This is a genomic window from Actinomadura sp. 6N118 (assembly GCF_044326415.1).
Lineage (GTDB): Bacteria > Actinomycetota > Actinomycetes > Streptosporangiales > Streptosporangiaceae > Spirillospora.
On record NZ_JBIRAZ010000031.1, the window covers coordinates 1 to 14,863 of the forward strand.

12 protein-coding genes and 2 pseudogenes are annotated in these 14,863 nt (G+C 67.5%); 9 read left to right on the forward strand and 5 right to left on the reverse strand.

Annotation, left to right across the window (positions count from 1 at the left end):
• Nucleotides 1-93 precede the first annotated feature (93 nt).
• Genes rnpA through ACH34W_RS48605 form a run of 4 tightly spaced genes read left to right on the forward strand, consistent with a single transcriptional unit; the run spans nucleotide 94 to nucleotide 2,139 of the window.
• Nucleotides 94-324: a ribonuclease P protein component gene (gene rnpA, locus ACH34W_RS48590; protein WP_395968066.1), complete on the forward strand. Its 231-nt coding sequence runs from the start codon at nucleotides 94-96 to the stop codon at nucleotides 322-324.
• Nucleotides 321-677 (forward strand): membrane protein insertion efficiency factor YidD, encoded by a 357-nt coding sequence (gene yidD / locus ACH34W_RS48595; RefSeq protein ID WP_395968067.1) that lies wholly within the window; start codon nucleotides 321-323, stop codon nucleotides 675-677. Before rnpA ends, yidD begins: the two co-directional genes overlap by 4 nt.
• Entirely contained in the window at nucleotides 670-1,617 is a 948-nt protein-coding gene (yidC, locus tag ACH34W_RS48600; protein WP_395968068.1) for a membrane protein insertase YidC, read from the forward strand. The genes yidD and yidC overlap by 8 nt, the downstream gene beginning before the upstream one ends.
• A gap of 15 nt (nucleotides 1,618-1,632) precedes the next feature.
• Nucleotides 1,633-2,139 carry a protein jag gene (locus ACH34W_RS48605; RefSeq protein ID WP_395968069.1) on the forward strand — a complete coding sequence of 169 codons (507 nt, stop codon included), beginning with the start codon at nucleotides 1,633-1,635 and terminating at the stop codon, nucleotides 2,137-2,139.
• 936 nt (nucleotides 2,140-3,075) lie between these two features.
• On the opposite strand, the gene ACH34W_RS48610 is transcribed toward ACH34W_RS48605, so the two are convergent.
• The gene (locus tag ACH34W_RS48610) at nucleotides 3,076-3,528 is read right to left on the reverse strand and encodes a DUF6458 family protein (RefSeq protein ID WP_395968070.1); all 453 of its coding nucleotides are present in this window, start codon (nucleotides 3,526-3,528) and stop codon (nucleotides 3,076-3,078) included.
• Between the two features lie 171 nt (nucleotides 3,529-3,699).
• Here ACH34W_RS48610 and rsmG point away from each other — a divergent pair, with 171 nt between their 5' ends.
• The 3 genes from rsmG (at nucleotide 3,700) to ACH34W_RS48625 (ending at nucleotide 6,591) form a co-directional block, all read left to right on the forward strand.
• The gene (gene rsmG / locus ACH34W_RS48615) at nucleotides 3,700-4,386 is read left to right on the forward strand and encodes a 16S rRNA (guanine(527)-N(7))-methyltransferase RsmG (RefSeq protein ID WP_395968071.1); all 687 of its coding nucleotides are present in this window, start codon (nucleotides 3,700-3,702) and stop codon (nucleotides 4,384-4,386) included.
• 371 nt (nucleotides 4,387-4,757) lie between these two features.
• Nucleotides 4,758-5,573, forward strand: a complete 816-nt coding sequence (locus ACH34W_RS48620) for a ParA family protein (protein ID WP_395968164.1) — start codon at nucleotides 4,758-4,760, stop codon at nucleotides 5,571-5,573.
• A 43-nt stretch (nucleotides 5,574-5,616) separates the two neighbouring features.
• On the forward strand, nucleotides 5,617-6,591 hold the full coding sequence (locus ACH34W_RS48625) for a ParB/RepB/Spo0J family partition protein (protein ID WP_395968072.1): 975 nt from the start codon (nucleotides 5,617-5,619) through the stop codon (nucleotides 6,589-6,591).
• Nucleotides 6,592-8,833: 2,242 nt separating this feature from the next.
• On the opposite strand, the pseudogene ACH34W_RS48630 reads toward ACH34W_RS48625, so the two are convergent.
• Nucleotides 8,834-9,755: pseudogene (locus ACH34W_RS48630) on the reverse strand (IS481 family transposase); the annotation flags it as partial.
• Between the two features lie 72 nt (nucleotides 9,756-9,827).
• On the opposite strand from ACH34W_RS48630, the pseudogene ACH34W_RS48635 reads away from it, so the two are divergent.
• Nucleotides 9,828-10,467: pseudogene (locus ACH34W_RS48635) on the forward strand (DDE-type integrase/transposase/recombinase); the annotation flags it as partial.
• 195 nt (nucleotides 10,468-10,662) lie between these two features.
• On the opposite strand, the gene ACH34W_RS48640 reads toward ACH34W_RS48635, so the two are convergent.
• From ACH34W_RS48640 to ACH34W_RS48650, 3 genes are all read right to left on the reverse strand, one after another.
• Nucleotides 10,663-10,857 carry a hypothetical protein gene (locus ACH34W_RS48640; RefSeq protein WP_395968073.1) on the reverse strand — a complete coding sequence of 65 codons (195 nt, stop codon included), beginning with the start codon at nucleotides 10,855-10,857 and terminating at the stop codon, nucleotides 10,663-10,665.
• A 142-nt stretch (nucleotides 10,858-10,999) separates the two neighbouring features.
• Nucleotides 11,000-11,941, reverse strand: a complete 942-nt coding sequence (locus ACH34W_RS48645) for a D-alanine--D-alanine ligase (protein WP_395968165.1) — start codon at nucleotides 11,939-11,941, stop codon at nucleotides 11,000-11,002.
• Between the two features lie 462 nt (nucleotides 11,942-12,403).
• The gene (locus ACH34W_RS48650) at nucleotides 12,404-13,642 is read right to left on the reverse strand and encodes a PLP-dependent aminotransferase family protein (RefSeq protein ID WP_395968166.1); all 1,239 of its coding nucleotides are present in this window, start codon (nucleotides 13,640-13,642) and stop codon (nucleotides 12,404-12,406) included.
• A 482-nt stretch (nucleotides 13,643-14,124) separates the two neighbouring features.
• Between ACH34W_RS48650 and ACH34W_RS48655 the strand changes: the two genes are divergently transcribed.
• The gene (locus ACH34W_RS48655; protein ID WP_395968074.1) at nucleotides 14,125-14,742 is read left to right on the forward strand and encodes a GNAT family N-acetyltransferase; all 618 of its coding nucleotides are present in this window, start codon (nucleotides 14,125-14,127) and stop codon (nucleotides 14,740-14,742) included.
• Nucleotides 14,743-14,863: the final 121 nt, after the last annotated feature.

Consider the following 14,863-nt stretch of genomic DNA (forward strand, 5'->3'; position numbering starts at 1 on the left):
CCCCCCCCCCCCACCCCGCGCGCCCCCCCCCCCGCCCGGCCAACTGTCGTCGTTCACCTGCTACACCGAGATGACGCCGCCGAAGAGGACCCATTGGTCGGGTTCATCGTGGCCCGCAACGTAGGGAACGCGGTCGTACGGAATTCCGTACGGCGTCGGCTCCGTCACCTCGTACGCGGGCACCTCGATCGACTTTCGCGGGGTAGCCTGCTCGTAGTGCGTGCCAATCCCGCCGCGGGTAGGGCACGCCATGACGAACTGGCCGCGGATCTCGAGTCGGCACTCGACCGGCTGCTGCGGCCCGCGTCCAAGGGACGGAAATGACGAGCCAGCCAGAGGGGTACGTCCCCTCGCCGCACGAGGTCACGAGGCCGAGCCTCGCGGCGCGTGGGTTGATGCTCCTCGTCCGTGCCTACCGCCGCTTCTTGAGCCCTCTGCTCGGACAGCAGTGCCGCTTCCAGCCCAGCTGCAGCGCGTATGGCCTGGAGGCCCTCCAGGTGCACGGCGCCCTGCGGGGCACCTGGCTGACGGTCCGCCGGATCGGCCGGTGCCAGCCCTTCCACCGGGGCGGGTACGACCCCGTACCGCCCCATCGAGGGGACGCACCTTCGAAGACCTCCGGCCGCGACGAGAGCGGCCCCGCCCTAGCAGAGCCCAAGGAGCTGCCCGGTGCTTGATCCGCTATACAAGGTCGTTGCTCAGCTCATCGTGTGGATTCACACGGGTCTGAGCTCCATTGGCATTGACAAGGACAGTGGATGGGCCTGGGGCGGCGCCATCATCCTGCTGACGGTGTTGCTGCGTCTGCTGCTCTTCCCCCTGTTCGTGAAGCAGATCCATGCATCGAAGAAGATGCAGGAGCTGAACCCCAAGATCCAGGCGCTGCGCAAGAAGTACAAGAACGACAAGCAGCGCCTCAATCAGGAGGTCATGAAGCTCTACCAGGAGAACGGCGCCAACCCGCTGTCGGGCTGCCTGCCGATCCTGGTCCAGATGCCCGTCTTCATCGGTCTCTTCCAGGTCCTCAAGAACGTCTCGGACGCCAAGCAGGGCGAGGGCTACTTCGCCGTCACCCCTGACCTGGTGCAGAGTGCCCAGGATGCCAACATCTTCGGGGCGCACATCCCCGACACGTTCCTGAACGCGTGGGGCGCCGACCCCAAGACCTGGAGCGCGATCGTCGTCACCGGCATCGCGGTGATCATCAGCTCCTTCACCACGTTCTTCACCGTGCGGGCGAGCATGCAGCGGCAGAAGCTGCAGGGCACGATGGACGAGAACAACCCGATGATGCAGGCGCAGAAGATGATGGTCTTCCTCGCGCCGCTCTTCGGCCTCTTCGGCCTCGGCTTCCCGCTCGGTGTGCTCATGTACTGGGTGACGTCCAACAGTTGGACGCTCGCGCAGCAGCACTACATCTACAAGAAGTACTACCCGCACGACGAGAACGGCAACGGCGACGCCAAGGACGCCAAGCCGGCCACGGGCCTCAAGTCCAAGCTCAAGAAGGAGCCGACGCCGGAGCCGGCCCCGAAGGTCGAGGAGAAGCCCAAGGTCGTGCGCAACCAGCCGACTCGCAAGCCGCGCAGCAAGCGCAGCGGCAGCCAGAAGCGCTAGTTTGAACCCCGGTCCATGTCGAAGAAGGAGTTCCCGTTGAGCCAGACCGACACCACCGAGGTCGACGTCCAGGCGCTCGAGCAGGAAGGCGAGATCGCCGCCGACTACATCGAGGGCCTGCTGGACATCGGTGACTACGACGGTGACATCGACATGGACGTCGAGGGCGAGCGCGCCATGGTCGCGGTCGTCGGCGGCGCGCTGGACGAGCTGGTCGGCAAGCGCGGCGAGGTCCTCGAGGCCCTGCAGGAGCTGACGCGCCTGGCCGTGCACCGCCAGACCGGCAACCGGACCCGCCTCATGCTGGACATCGGCGGCTACCGCGAGCGGCGTCGCGCCGAGCTCACCAAGCTGGGCCAGGACGTGTCGGACGAGGTCAAGCAGAGCGGCCAGCCCAAGCCGCTCGCTCCCATGACCCCGTTCGAGCGCAAGATCGTCCACGACGCCGTAGCCGCCGCCGGCCTCCGCAGCGAGTCCGAGGGCGAAGAGCCCGAGCGCTACGTGGTAGTCCTCCCCGCTTAAGTCCCAGAAGAACGGCGGTGGTCCCCCAACCAGGGGGCCACCGCCGTTCTCATTTCCGCCAAACGGCCCCCCCGCGAGCAAGCGGCCCGGCGTGGGCACCGCCGCGTGCTGCACGTCAGCCAGTACCGAGGGCTGCACGTCGGTCGTAACTAGGGCTACGCGATGGCCAGTGGGTGCGGGCTGTGCGACGGCCGGTACCGCGGGCTGTGCGACAGCCGAATGGTGCGGGCTGCGCGACAGCCAGTATCGCGGGTTGCGCGACGGTCAGCGGGTGCGGGTTGCGCGACGGTCAGTTGCGCGGGCTACGGGTCGGTCGTACCGCGGACTACGCGACAGCCAGCGGGTGCGGGCTACGTGACCGTCAGTGGCGCGGGCTACGCGATGGCCAGTGGGTGCGGGTTGCGCGACGGTCAGTACCGGGCTGCGCGACGGTCAGTGGCGCGGGCTACGGGTCGGTCGTACTGCGGGCTGCGCGACAGCCAGTGTGTGCAGGCTGTGCGACGGCCAGCGGGTGCGGGTTGCGCGCCAGCGAATACCGGGCTGGGCGACAGCCAGTACTGCGCGGCCGTCGCGGGCGCCGAGAACCTCGGCGTCGCCTGGGCGATCGCCCGCGCACGTCAGAGTGCGGTGTTCGCGCCGCGTTCTGGGGATGGGCTCGTTCGGCGAGAGTCACGCCGGTGCCCGGGAACTCGTGTGGCGGATATCACCTGTACTCGCGAGCTCACGCATTGTGCACAGGTCGCGCTGGGTGTGGATGGCGGGTGGAAGAGCCTGTGGATAGAGACGATCGGGGTGTTCGCACATGGTATTCGTTCGTTTACACAGAGGTCGGCGCCCGGTCAACTTATCGGGAGCGGTCGGCGACGTTGTGGTGGGTGTCGGCGACCCTTGACCGGGCGCCTTCGGCTTCAGGCGAGCCCTGCCCTGCGGAAGCGGTTAGGAAGGACGTTCGTGCGGAGCGCGACTCGAGGGAGGAGTGGTGGCGTGGGGACGGTTCTGTCTGGCGGGGTCCTGGGCGATCGCGGGATCCTGCGCCCGCGCCGGGTCTTGCGTGGTGTGGCCTCGCGGCGTATCGGCCACCTGAGCTGGCCGTTCGATGACACGTTCGACGTGCTCAACCGGGCCGTCGGGGGTCTGCTCGACGGTGCGTTCCTCGTGAATGACCGTCTCGGGCTCGGCGGGTTCGGTGTAACCGGGATCGCTCCCGACCATGAGGTCGGCCTGGCGACGAGGCCGGGTGTAGAGAAGGGTGAAGGCCATACTGAAGGCCCCCGCCAGAATCAAGATCCAGCCGACGAGCTGGATGTCTACGCCGGAGAGTTCGACGCGGAGGGCGAACGCAAGAATCGCACCGAAGCTGATGAAGGAGAGACTGACTCCCACTCCCATGACTCGGGGCTCCTTCCGTTTTCGGGACGGGCTGCTCTCTCGCCTCTACCCGACGAGGGGCGAATATGCCTGTGCCTGCGGCTGGTAAGCCCTTCGTGGCCGTCCGAACAGTCTTCGTGCTGGTCGTTTCGTGTGTGCGTCCCCCGGACTTTTTGTGGAACGATTCGTTCGGTGGGGATTTCGAGTGAGGTTTTCGGTGACGCGCTACCGCTGGCTGAGCGCTATGCGGAGTTTCTCGCCGATGCCGGAGTCGAGCGGGGCCTCATCGGGCCCCGCGAGGTCGACCGGCTCTGGGAGCGGCACCTGATCAACTGTGCCGTCGTGGAGGAGGCGATTCCGGAGGGCGCCAAGGTCGTCGACATCGGCTCAGGCGCCGGACTACCGGGGATCGTGCTGGCGATCGTACGACCGGACCTCTCGATTACCCTGTTGGAGCCCTTGCTCCGGAGGACGACCTTCTTGAACGAGGTCGTCGAGATGCTGGAGCTCGAAAACGTCGAGGTACGCCGCGGCCGGGCTGAAGAGGTCACCCGGGAACTTTCCGTTGACATCGCGACCGCCCGCGCGGTGGCTCCGCTCGAGCGTCTCGCCAAATGGGCACTGCCGCTTCTGCGCCCCGGTGGCGAGCTTCTGGCGATGAAGGGCGAGCGTGCGGCGACCGAGTTGGAAGAGGCTCAGCCCGTTCTGAAGCGGTTCGGTGTACGTACGACTGAACTACTCCAAGTCGGGCGCGGTAAGGTCGAGCCGCCGACAACGCTTGTCCGTGTGGTCGCCGAGCGCGAACCCCGCCAGGAGCCCGGCCGGGGTCGGTTGGCCGGGAAGGGCGACGCTAAAAGGTCGAGGAAGAGGTCTTCATGAGCACGGGACCAGGACTGGGCTGGCCTGACCGCGCCAACGAATCCCCTGATGACGACACGTCCGGCCTTGGCTGGCCCGATCAGGGCGAGGCGCCGGAGGCCGGGGAATCGTCGCCCGAAGCCACGCCGGAGGCGCCGTCCGGCGAGCCGGATGCGAGCACGACCCCCGGGGGCACACCTTCCGGGCATGCAATGTGGGGCAACACAACGTCCGGGACCGCGGAGAACGTCGGATACGTACCGACCAACGGGGGTACGCAGGAGCCGCCAGGCCCGCGCAAGGCATCATCTCAGGGGGAGTCGCAGCTCGTGCGCGAGGCGCTCAAGGACGCCAATGTTTCACAAGAAACAACGGTGGCAGTGATCAAGGCCATGTCGGGTCGCAAGCAGAAGGAGTGGCCCAGGCCCGCCGACTGCCGTGTGATCACCATTGCCAACCAGAAGGGCGGGGTCGGCAAGACCACGAGCTCGGTCAACCTGGCCGCCTCGCTGGCGATGCACGGCGCCCAGGTTCTGGTGGTCGACCTGGATCCGCAGGGGAACGCCTCCACGGCGCTCGGAGTGGAGCACCACGCTGAGATTCCGTCGATCTATGACGTGCTCATCGAGGACATGCCGCTGGCCGACATCGTGGTGCCGGCCGCCGACATACCCAATCTCTTCTGCGCTCCGGCCACCCTCAACCTCGCCGGCGCCGAGATCGAACTGGTCTCGAAGGTCGCCCGCGAGTCCCGGCTGCGCCGCGCGCTCGACGCGTACGACACGGACAAGTTCGACTACGTCCTCATCGACTGCCCGCCGTCGCTGGGCCTTCTGACGGTGAACGCCCTCGTCGGCGGGGACGAGCTGCTCATCCCCATCCAGTGCGAGTACTACGCGCTGGAGGGTCTGGGTCAGCTGATCCGCACCGTCGACCTGGTGAAGTCGCACCTCAACCCGGACCTGAACGTCTCCACGATCCTGCTGACGATGTACGACGCCCGAACACGACTGGCCGCCCAGGTGGCCGACGACGTTCGTGATCATTTCGGCGACGTCGTGCTCAACACGGTGATCCCGCGAAGCGTCCGCGTTTCTGAGGCTCCGAGCTACGGACAGTCCGTCATGACGTACGATCCGGGATCGAGCGGTGCGCTCGCCTACAGCGAGGCCGCATCCGAGATCGCCTACCGCGGAGCAGCGCAGTGAGCGACCAAACAAACGTGGCCAGGGTGCCGAACGGGGAGGTGGCGTGAGCCAGCAGCGACGAGGTCTGGGTAAGGGACTGGGTGCCCTGATTCCCACCGCTCCGCCCCCGGGTACCCCGGGAACGGCGGGCGAGCCCGGCCTCCCCGGCGGCCCGAACGGCTCGGCCTCCCCGGCCATGCAGCCGGTCGCCGGAGCGCATTTCGCCGAGCTCCCGCTCGACGCCATTCGCCCCAACCCCCGGCAGCCCCGGGAGAACTTCGACGAGCAGGCGCTCGAGGAGCTGTCCGAGTCGATCGGCATCGTCGGCCTCCTGCAGCCGATCGTCGTCCGCAAGATCGAGTCAGCCGAGCACGAGTACGAGCTGGTCATGGGCGAGCGCCGCTGGCGCGCGTCCCAGCTCGCCGGTCTCGACGTCATCCCCGCGATCGTCCGCGACACGGGTGACGACGCCATGCTCCGGGACGCGCTCCTGGAAAACCTGCACCGCCAGCAGCTCAACCCGCTCGAAGAAGCCGCCGCCTACCAGCAGCTCCTGGAGGACTTCGGAGCCACCCACGAGCAGCTGGCCACCCGCATCGGACGCTCCCGCCCGCACATCACCAACACCCTGCGGCTGCTCAACCTGCCACCGGCAGTCCAGCGCCGCGTCGCCGCCGGCGTCCTCTCGGCAGGCCACGCTCGCGCGCTCCTCTCCCTGGAGAGCGTCGAGGCCCAGGAGAACCTGGCCGCCCGCATCGTCGCCGAGGGCCTCTCCGTCCGTGCGGTGGAAGAAATCATCGCCATGCGCGACGTCGAGGACGGCCCCCAGACGCCTCGCCAAAAGCGCAAGAAGCCCGTCGCGCCCGCCCTCAAGCAGCTGGCCGACCGCCTCTCCGACCGCTACGAGACCAAGGTCCGCGTAGACCTAGGCCGCAACAAGGGCAAGATCGTCGTCGAGTTCGCCTCCCTGGAGGACCTCGACCGCATCATCAAGACGATGGTCCCCGACGAAGAGGGAGTCGGCGACCCCGACGCCTGACCGACCACCACAACGCCCCGGGATCCCAACCCGGGGCGTTTCCATTCCCACAGAGCCACGACACCGCCCCGCCTACCACCCCCGGCGGCGCCCGACTTGATGGACCACGGTCACCAGCCCCGCCAGAGCCACAACGCCACATCAACCTCAAGCGCCAGACCCGGTTGCTCAAGCCCCCTGCCCCACAACAGCAAAGTGCCCGACTTCACCCCGAGGCTTTTCCGCACCCTCAACATCTCGTACGCCGCTCAACCACCTCCCCCTACACCCTCCAAATGACATGAAGCTCCACCAGAGCGCCGGACCGAAGCTTCACTGACCCTCCGGCCCACATGGGTCGGTGGAACGGCGGCTACGGCGGGCCCAGAAGACATCAACGGGCCGCAAGAGCCCAAACCGGGTGGATGTCAGCACTCGGAGAGCTGCCCTCAACCGGCAGATCCATCACCAACCAGTCTCACCACGTCCAGGAATCCATCGACGCCGACCGCGCCGCCCACTTGCCTCTCTCCGCCATCGCCTTCGGCACACACGCCAAACCAGGCAGCTCCGGCGTCCTCAACAAGGCGGGCTGGAAATGTCGACGCGTCCGACGAACACCGGACCTCAAAGGAGTCCTTCTGGATGGCCGCTCACGCGCCATCTGGAGCGCCCATGTGGCGAGGTGGCGGGGCCCAGTCCAGTGGAGGATCTGAGCCACGGCGGCTGAGGCTCCGCAGTGATGGCCTGCGAGGTGCATGTGAGGGATTCGCAGGAGCCCTCAACAGCGGTCGGTTGGTGACCAGTCGCGATCCCCCACTGGCACCCACTTACCAGGGATGGCCACGACCACGACTGTGTTCAGTTACGGAAGGTCAGTGCATCTACCGATGCTCGAGGGCCGTGGTCCTAGTTCACGACAGGCACACCCAGTGCCTGGTACCTCAGCAGGTCCGTGCGGCGCTGCGCCGAGCAAGCCGTACCGTGACGGGCGCGAGCGCGGCACATGCGGGGTGGCCAGCGTCTGGCCGCCGTCACGCTGGGTTCGTCCGAGGCGGCCGAACAAGCGCAACCGGCCGCAGACGGGGAACGGTGTGGCTACCAGCGGGGAGCCGAACTGGCCGTGCACGAGAAACGATCTTGGCCGGTGTCAGTGGTCTCGGAGCGTTAGCGCAGCTATGTGACCTGGGGCGTGTCTCAAAGTTCAGCTGCCCTAGTGCGCGACGCCTGGGCGCCCACCTCGCGGGCTGTCGCCCCATCACACCAAGACGCTCCGCAGAGAGTTGCGTCCACGGAGATGGTGTACGAGTTAGCTCTGGTCACGGGCGCGGCGTCGTGGAATGAGACGGTCTCCCAGATGGACGATCAAGCTCGAAGCAGAGGAACGCGATGGCGGTGGACACCGGTGTGGACCCCGCGGGCTGGATTGCCGGGCAGATCGAGGCGTCTGAGCCGGATCTGCTGCTGTCGATGCTCAAGACGACGGCCGAGGCGCGGAGGTCGACGGCTAAACCGGGGTCGACTCCCTCCTCCGCCCCACGATGCACGCACGAGGTGGATTCGGGCGGCGTAGACACAGGGCGCTCGCCACGGGGCGCCGACTTTGAGGCACACCCTTGAGGGAGAGGGCGCTCGGCAGAACCATCAATCAGAGGGCCCCAAGGCGGCAGCCATGTTTCACATGAAACATGGCGCTAGGGGTGCCGTCGCTCGGTCATGCTTCAAGATGGGCGATGGTCGCGACGTGGAGGGCGACCCTTGCTGGTAACTGCGTACCGAGGTTGGAATCGGTGTAGCGCTCGCGTGACCTAGCGTTCAATCCGCCTCGCAGTAGGTCTTCCCTGCGGTGTCTAGGTGCGGGTTGGTTGCTCCCAGCACAAGTGGCTGGCCCGATGTTGTCGAGCGCAGAGTTGGTCTGCCGATCTGCGCTGCGGTTGAGCCGGCGGCGTTCCCAGCAACTGCGCCAGCCAGTCCCCACATCCGGTCGTCGCTGCCGCCGTCCTGCGGCGGAGTGGTCGCCACTAAGGCGTGTCTCAAAGTCACCTGCTCTGCTCGCGACGTCCAAGTGTGCCCTCGCGGGGTTGTCGCCCCCACCAGAACTGTCCGCAGAGCTCCGCGTTTCGGCGGGCACCCCGGGCAAGCGTCGGTCGACGACCAACCCCTGTGCCGACTCCCTCCTCCGCTCCACGATGTACGCCCGAGATGGGTTCGGGCGGCGTAATGCATAAGGTGCTCGCTACAGGCGCCGACTTGCAGACACGCCCTAGTTGTACTGCCCAGACAGGTTGGGTACGCGGCTGGCGGGTGGGTGGCCGCCCGAGTGCGGTGTGGCTGCGGTGGTGGTTGTAGGTGTGCAGCCAGGGCGCGAGTGCTTGGCGGCGTTCGGCTTCGGAGTGGTAGGGGCGGGCGTAGGCCCATTCTTGGAGCAGGGTGCGGTTGAGTCGTTCGACTTTGCCGTTGGTTTGTGGCCGGTAGGGGCGGGTGCGTTTGTGGGTGATGCCGGCGGTGGTGAGGGTGTCGCGCCACAGGCGGGATTTGTAGCAGGCGCCGTTGTCGGTCAGCACGCGGCGGACGGTGATGCCGGCTGCGGTGAAGAAGGCGTGGGCGCGGTGCCAGAACGCCACCGCGGTCTCTTTGCGTTCGTCGGGCAGGATCTCGCTGTAGGCCAGGCGGGAGTGGTCGTCGATGGCGGTGTGGATGTAGCTGTAGCCAACATGGCTGTTGCCGTTGTGGTCCAGGGTTTTGCCGGGGGTGCGGGTGCGGTGACGTTGCCCTGCCCGGCGGCCGATGGCGCGGTGCCCGCCGCCGTCGGGGATGTTGCCGAGCTTTTTGATGTCCATGTGCACCAGGTCGCCGGGGTTGGCGTGCTCGTATCGGCGGATCTGTCGCCGCATCGGCCGTCCGGTGGCCCGGTCCAGATGCGCCAGCGGCGGGCAGCGGTAGCGGACCAGCACCACGTGCACCGTGGAGACGGGTACCCCGAGGCGGTCGGCGATCCGGGCCGGGCCCAGCTGATGGACCACCGGCACTTTGATGATGCGCCGCTCGAGCCGCTGGGGGGTGCGAGCCGGGCTGCGGCGCGGGCGGCTGGAGCGATCGCTCATCCCGGCCCGCCCTTGGTCGCGGTACCGGTCGGCCCACCGCTTGGCCGTGGTCGCCGACACCTGGAACCGTTCGGCTGCCCGCGGCCCAGCGTTTGGCGGTCGGCCAGGACACCCCGTACTGCTCGTCCGCCCGCGCCACCGGCCAGCCGTCATCGCGCCACCGGCGAGCCGGTCCGCCGCTACGAGCACGACCACCCGGGCGCGATGCTGCACATCGACGTCAAGAAACTCGGCAACATCCCCGACGGCGGCGGCTGGCGCTATGTCGGCCGCGTCCAGGGCGAACGCAACCGGGAGGCCACCGCCCGCCGCACCGGGGCCCGCAACAGCCGCTACGAGCCCCGGGTCGGCACCGCGTTCGTGCACACCGCGTTCGTGCACACCGTCGTCGACGACCACTCCCGCCTGGCCTACGCCGAGATCTATGACGACGAGAAGGCCACCACCGCGATCGCCGTGCCGCGATCGCCGTGGCCTGGTTCGCCGAACGCGGCGTCACCACCGAACGCGTGCTGACCGACAACGGCTCGGCCTACAAATCCCACGCCTGGCGCGACGCCTGCACCGAACTGGGCATCCAGCCCCCAAAAGACCCGGCCCTACCGGCCCCAGACCAACGGCAAGGTCGAACGCTTCCACCGCACCCCGGCCGACGGCTGGGCCCTAGGCCGTTTCCACAACTCCGAGCAGGCACGCCGCAAAGTGCTACCGGCCTGGCTCCATCACCACAATCACCACCGGCGGCAAACCACCCATCACCAGATTGACCAACGTCCCTGGGCAGTACACCTAGAAGGCGTCGGCTTCGGGGATGTCGCGAGGCCCCCGAGCAGAGTCAGCAGACGATGGTCTCGGGCAGGGGGACGGTGGCCCAGGGCGGGTGGGCGGCAGTCCGGGCCGGGCGTTGACGGGGCGAGCGTGGATAGGGCATGCGGTGGTCAGGGTTGGTGGCGCCGCCGACGGCGATGGCGAAGAACAGGGCGATGCGTTAGCGGGCGGAAATGTCGCGGTGTTCGGTCTTCCAGCCGAGGGAGCTGCCGATGTTGGCGTAGACCTCTGACAGCTGGTTGCCGCCGGCGGCTTTGCCGGTGTGGCCTTCGGCGAGGGTGCGGAGGGTTTCTTTGCTGGCTGAGACGCTGGGTGGTTTGGCCTTCCATGTCGACGGTGCCGTACGGGGTACCAAAGGCGATGCTGGAGACGGGGAGGGGGGCGGTGCGGCCGGCGTCGATGGATTCCTGGACGGCTCGAGGCTGGTTGGTGACGGATCTGCCGGTGGAGGGTAGCTCTCCGGGGGCGATGTTTCACGGGAAACAGTGGGCGGCGGGTCAGGGGAAGCGGCGGAGGATCAGGTCTCGGCAAAGGGAACCTAGATCCAGGCCCGCGACGCTCACTGCGCGGGGGAGGAGGCTCGTCTCGGTCATCCCGGGTGCGACGTTGACCTCAAGGAAGTGGACCTCACCTGAAGCGTCGACGATGAGGTCGGTGCGGGAGAGGTCGCGTAGGCCCAGAGCGCGGTGGGCGGTCACGGCAGCGGCGGTCGCTCGTTGGGCAGCTTCAGGGGTGAGGCGTGCCGGAGTGACGAACTCCGTGTCACCGGCGTCGTAGCGAGCCGTGTAGTCGTACAGGCCGTTGGGGGCGACGATTTCTACGGCCGGGAGAGCCATGGGTTCTCCGGCTCGTTCGATGACGCTGACCGCGATCTCGACGCCTTCGATGTACTGCTCGATGAGGGCCGCGTCTCCGTAGGCGAAGCAGCCCACCATCGCGGCGGGTAGTTCGCTGGCTTCACGTACGACGGAGGCGCCCAGGGCCGAGCCACCGCGAGTGGGCTTAACAAAGAGTGGGAGTCCCAGCCGGTCGACGATTCGGTCGAGCACGGAGGATGCGCCGAGGTCGTGGAAGACCTCTTTGGGGAGCGCTACGGAGGCAGGGGTGGCGATGCCTGCCTGGCGTACGACGGCCTTGGCGGTCGGCTTGTCCCAGGCAACTCGGCACGCATCCGGGCGGGCCCCCACGTACGGAACCTCAAGGAGTTCGAGTACGTCCCGGATCGAGCCGTCCTCACCGGCGGCCCCGTGAAGCACAGGAAACACAGCGTCCGGAGGATCGTTGGTGAGCGAGTCCAGCAGCGTGGCGTCCGCGTCCCGGAGTTCCACAGGGACATTGGCTGCGCGGAGCGCGTCGCTGACCCGGCGACCTGAGCGCAAGGAGACCTCTCGCTCATACGAGAGCCCCCCGGCAAGGACGATCACGTGCCCGAGTTCCAATCCATTGCCCTTCAAACGGTGTCTCCATGGAGACGAACAAGCTTGGCGGTGTTCCAAGGAAACCAGAGGGGCGGGTGGGTGTTCGGGCCGGGTGCCGGGAAGTGGAGGGCGCGAGGCAGTGGCAGGTCGCCGAACGGACCTGCGCGCGATCGGGGAAGCCCTGGTGGCTGTTGGAGCCATGCGTGCTTGGTCACCAGACAGCTACCGGTCAGGTCATAGTCGGTCAAGGGTGTGATCGCGTGCTGGAGGCTCCTGGGCGGTGTCTCCGCAATCTCGCTAACCTGCCGGTTGCCCATGACCTCCGCCATGAGCCGCAATTCCGCTCGTTCCGCCACCAGCTTCCGAGAACCCTGAGTCTCCGGTCGTTACCGATCTCGAAAACCCATCGCATCTCCTCAACGGGAATGCGCGACGGCCTCTTGAACCTCAGATCTTCTCTTCGGCGCTGAGAGATGCGGGTGATTAGAGGGTTTCGGGGCCTGGGGTGTCTACGAGCGCGGATTGGGCTCCTACGCCGCCGGCGCCGCCGAAGGTGTCGCGGAGCTCGATCTCCTGCTCGATCACCCCGGCGAGCCTCCGGACACCTTCGCGGATGCGGTGGGGCTCCGGGTAGCAGTACGAGAGCCGCATGTGGCGGTGGCCGCTGCCGTCGGCGTAGAAGCCGGTGCCCGGCACGTACGCGACCCGTTGGGCGATGGCACGCGGGGCCATGGCCTTGGCGTCCAGACCCTCGGGGAGACTGAGCCACACGAAGAAGCCACCGGCCGGGCGGGTCCACGTGCAGCCTTCGGGCATGAGCGATCCAAGCGAGTCCAACATCGCGTCGCGGCGCTCGCGGTAGAGCTCGCGGAAGTCCTTGATCTGCTCCCGCCACGGCTGGGTCGTCAGGTACTCCCGTACCGCCAGCTGAGTCAGGCTGGAGTGGCACAGCACCGCGGATTCGGCGGCCAGCACGAGCTTGGCGCGTACGGCGTGGGGCGCCAGGACCCAGCCGACGCGGAGGCCGGAGGCGATCGTCTTGGAGAACGAGCCGAGGTAGATGACCCGGTCGGGATCGTCCGCGCGGAGTGCCCGCATGGGCTCGTTGTCGAAGCCGAGGAGGCCGTACGGGTTGTCCTCGATGACGAGCACGTCGTACGCGGCGCAGATCTCCAGGACCTGGGCGCGGCGGGCCGAGGTGAGCGTGACACCGGCAGGGTTCTGGAACGTGGGCACCGTGTAGAGAAACTTGACCCGGCGTCCCTCGATCCGCAGCCGTTCGAGGGTCTCGCGGAGCGCGGACGGGATGAGGCCGCCCTCGTCCAACGGCACGTGAACGACGTCGGCTTGGTACGAGGCGAACGTGCCGAGTGCGCCGACGTACGACGGCGCCTCGGCCAGGACGACGTCGCCCGGGTCTACGAAGATCCGGGTGATGAGATCCAGCGCCTGCTGAGCGCCGACGGTCACGACGACATCGTCCGCGGAGGCCTGGATGCCCTCCAGCGACATGACTTCGCAGATCTGCTCACGGAGACCCGGATCGCCCTGTGCCGACGCGTACTGCAGCACCTCGGCGCCGTTGCGCGCGACGAGATCGCCGACCATCTGGCCGACGGCGTCGAGTGGAAGCGCCGAGACGTACGGCATGCCGCCCGCGAGCGAGACCACCTCGGGGCGGGCAGCGACTGCGAACAGAGCCCGGATCTCAGAGGCGACCATGCCGGCGGCACGGGCGGCGTAGCGATCGGAGTAGGCATCTGTACGCGAGTGCTGTTCCACGAGGCACCTCCGTGGCGTTTCGATTTCCCTGCAAACTACGCCATCACGGTCACGTGACCGGGACGGCCCCCGCCACTTCCGCGTGGCCAACGCCTTGGTGTAACGAAAACTCAGGACCTGTCGAACGAGGCGCAGTGCGTTCCTTGAACGACCTCACGTGGCCATCCTATGGTGACTCTCCGTTGAGTCTTGATCACAGCTTGGTGGAGGGTTGGGTCGTCCACGCCCCGCCGCATCGTGCTCGCGGTGGTACGAAGTCTTCCGTCCGATACGATGCCTGAGGATCCCGGGTAGTTGCCGGGAATTTCAGCGAAGTGGCGCTCCGCTCGAGTAAACCCGTTTCCCAGCACGCTCCTTGTCCGGTCCTCGGCCGCGCGCCACCCGAGGTTCGCCGGGCGGGTTCACCAAGGGGTGCAGATCCGGTGTCGCGCCGTCTCGTCAACATCACGTTGGACAATCTCGACGATCTTCCGCGCCGCTGCCGTCGCTGTGTCTTCTGGGAGCTCGACCCAGTGAGCCGGGACCGCGCCGCGGAGGACGGTGACCCGGACCTCGAGAAGGAGGCCTGGATCTCCTCGACGCTGCTCGAGTGGGGCAGCTGCGGCAAGATCGTGTACGTGGACAACACACCGGCCGGGTTCGTGTTGTACGCGCCGCCGCTGTACGTGCCGCGCTCGGTCGCGTTCCCCACCAGTCCCGTCAGCGCCGACGCCGTCCTGCTGATGACCGCGCACATCCTCCCCGAATTCACGGGAGGCGGGCTGGGCCGGATGCTCGTTCAGGGCGTGGCCAAGGACCTCACCCGCCGGGCGGTGAAGGCCATTGAGGCCTTCGGCGATCTGAAGGGCGAGGAGGGTGGCTGCATGGTTCCGGCGGACTACCTGCTTTCGGTCGGGTTCAAGACCGTACGGCCGCACCACCGTTATCCGCGCCTCCGGCTTGAACTCAAGTCGGCCTTGTCGTGGCGTGAGGACGTCGAGGTGGCCCTGGAACGCCTTCTGGGCTCCATGACCCCAGAGGGCGCCCTCCGTCCCGTCTGAGGCCGCCTGAGCGAGCCGCCGTCTCTGGGGCGTCCCCACCGGAGGTTCGGGCTCGCACCCCACCCAAAGTAGGGGGTGGTTATGGACGTAAGGTCGATCCGCGAGGCAGTGATCGTCACTA

What these genes read in the sequence shown, in the direction of transcription:
- ACH34W_RS48620 (WP_395968164.1), top strand. Translation starts at nt 4,758, where the DNA reads ATGTCGGGTCGCAAGCAGAAGGAGTGGCCCAGGCCCGCCGACTGCCGT.
- yidD (WP_395968067.1), top strand. Translation starts at nt 321, where the DNA reads ATGACGAGCCAGCCAGAGGGGTACGTCCCCTCGCCGCACGAGGTCACG.
- ACH34W_RS48610 (WP_395968070.1), bottom strand. Translation starts at nt 3,528, where the DNA reads ATGGGAGTGGGAGTCAGTCTCTCCTTCATCAGCTTCGGTGCGATTCTT.
- ACH34W_RS48650 (WP_395968166.1), bottom strand. Translation starts at nt 13,642, where the DNA reads ATGGTCGCCTCTGAGATCCGGGCTCTGTTCGCAGTCGCTGCCCGCCCC.
- ACH34W_RS48605 (WP_395968069.1), top strand. Translation starts at nt 1,633, where the DNA reads ATGTCGAAGAAGGAGTTCCCGTTGAGCCAGACCGACACCACCGAGGTC.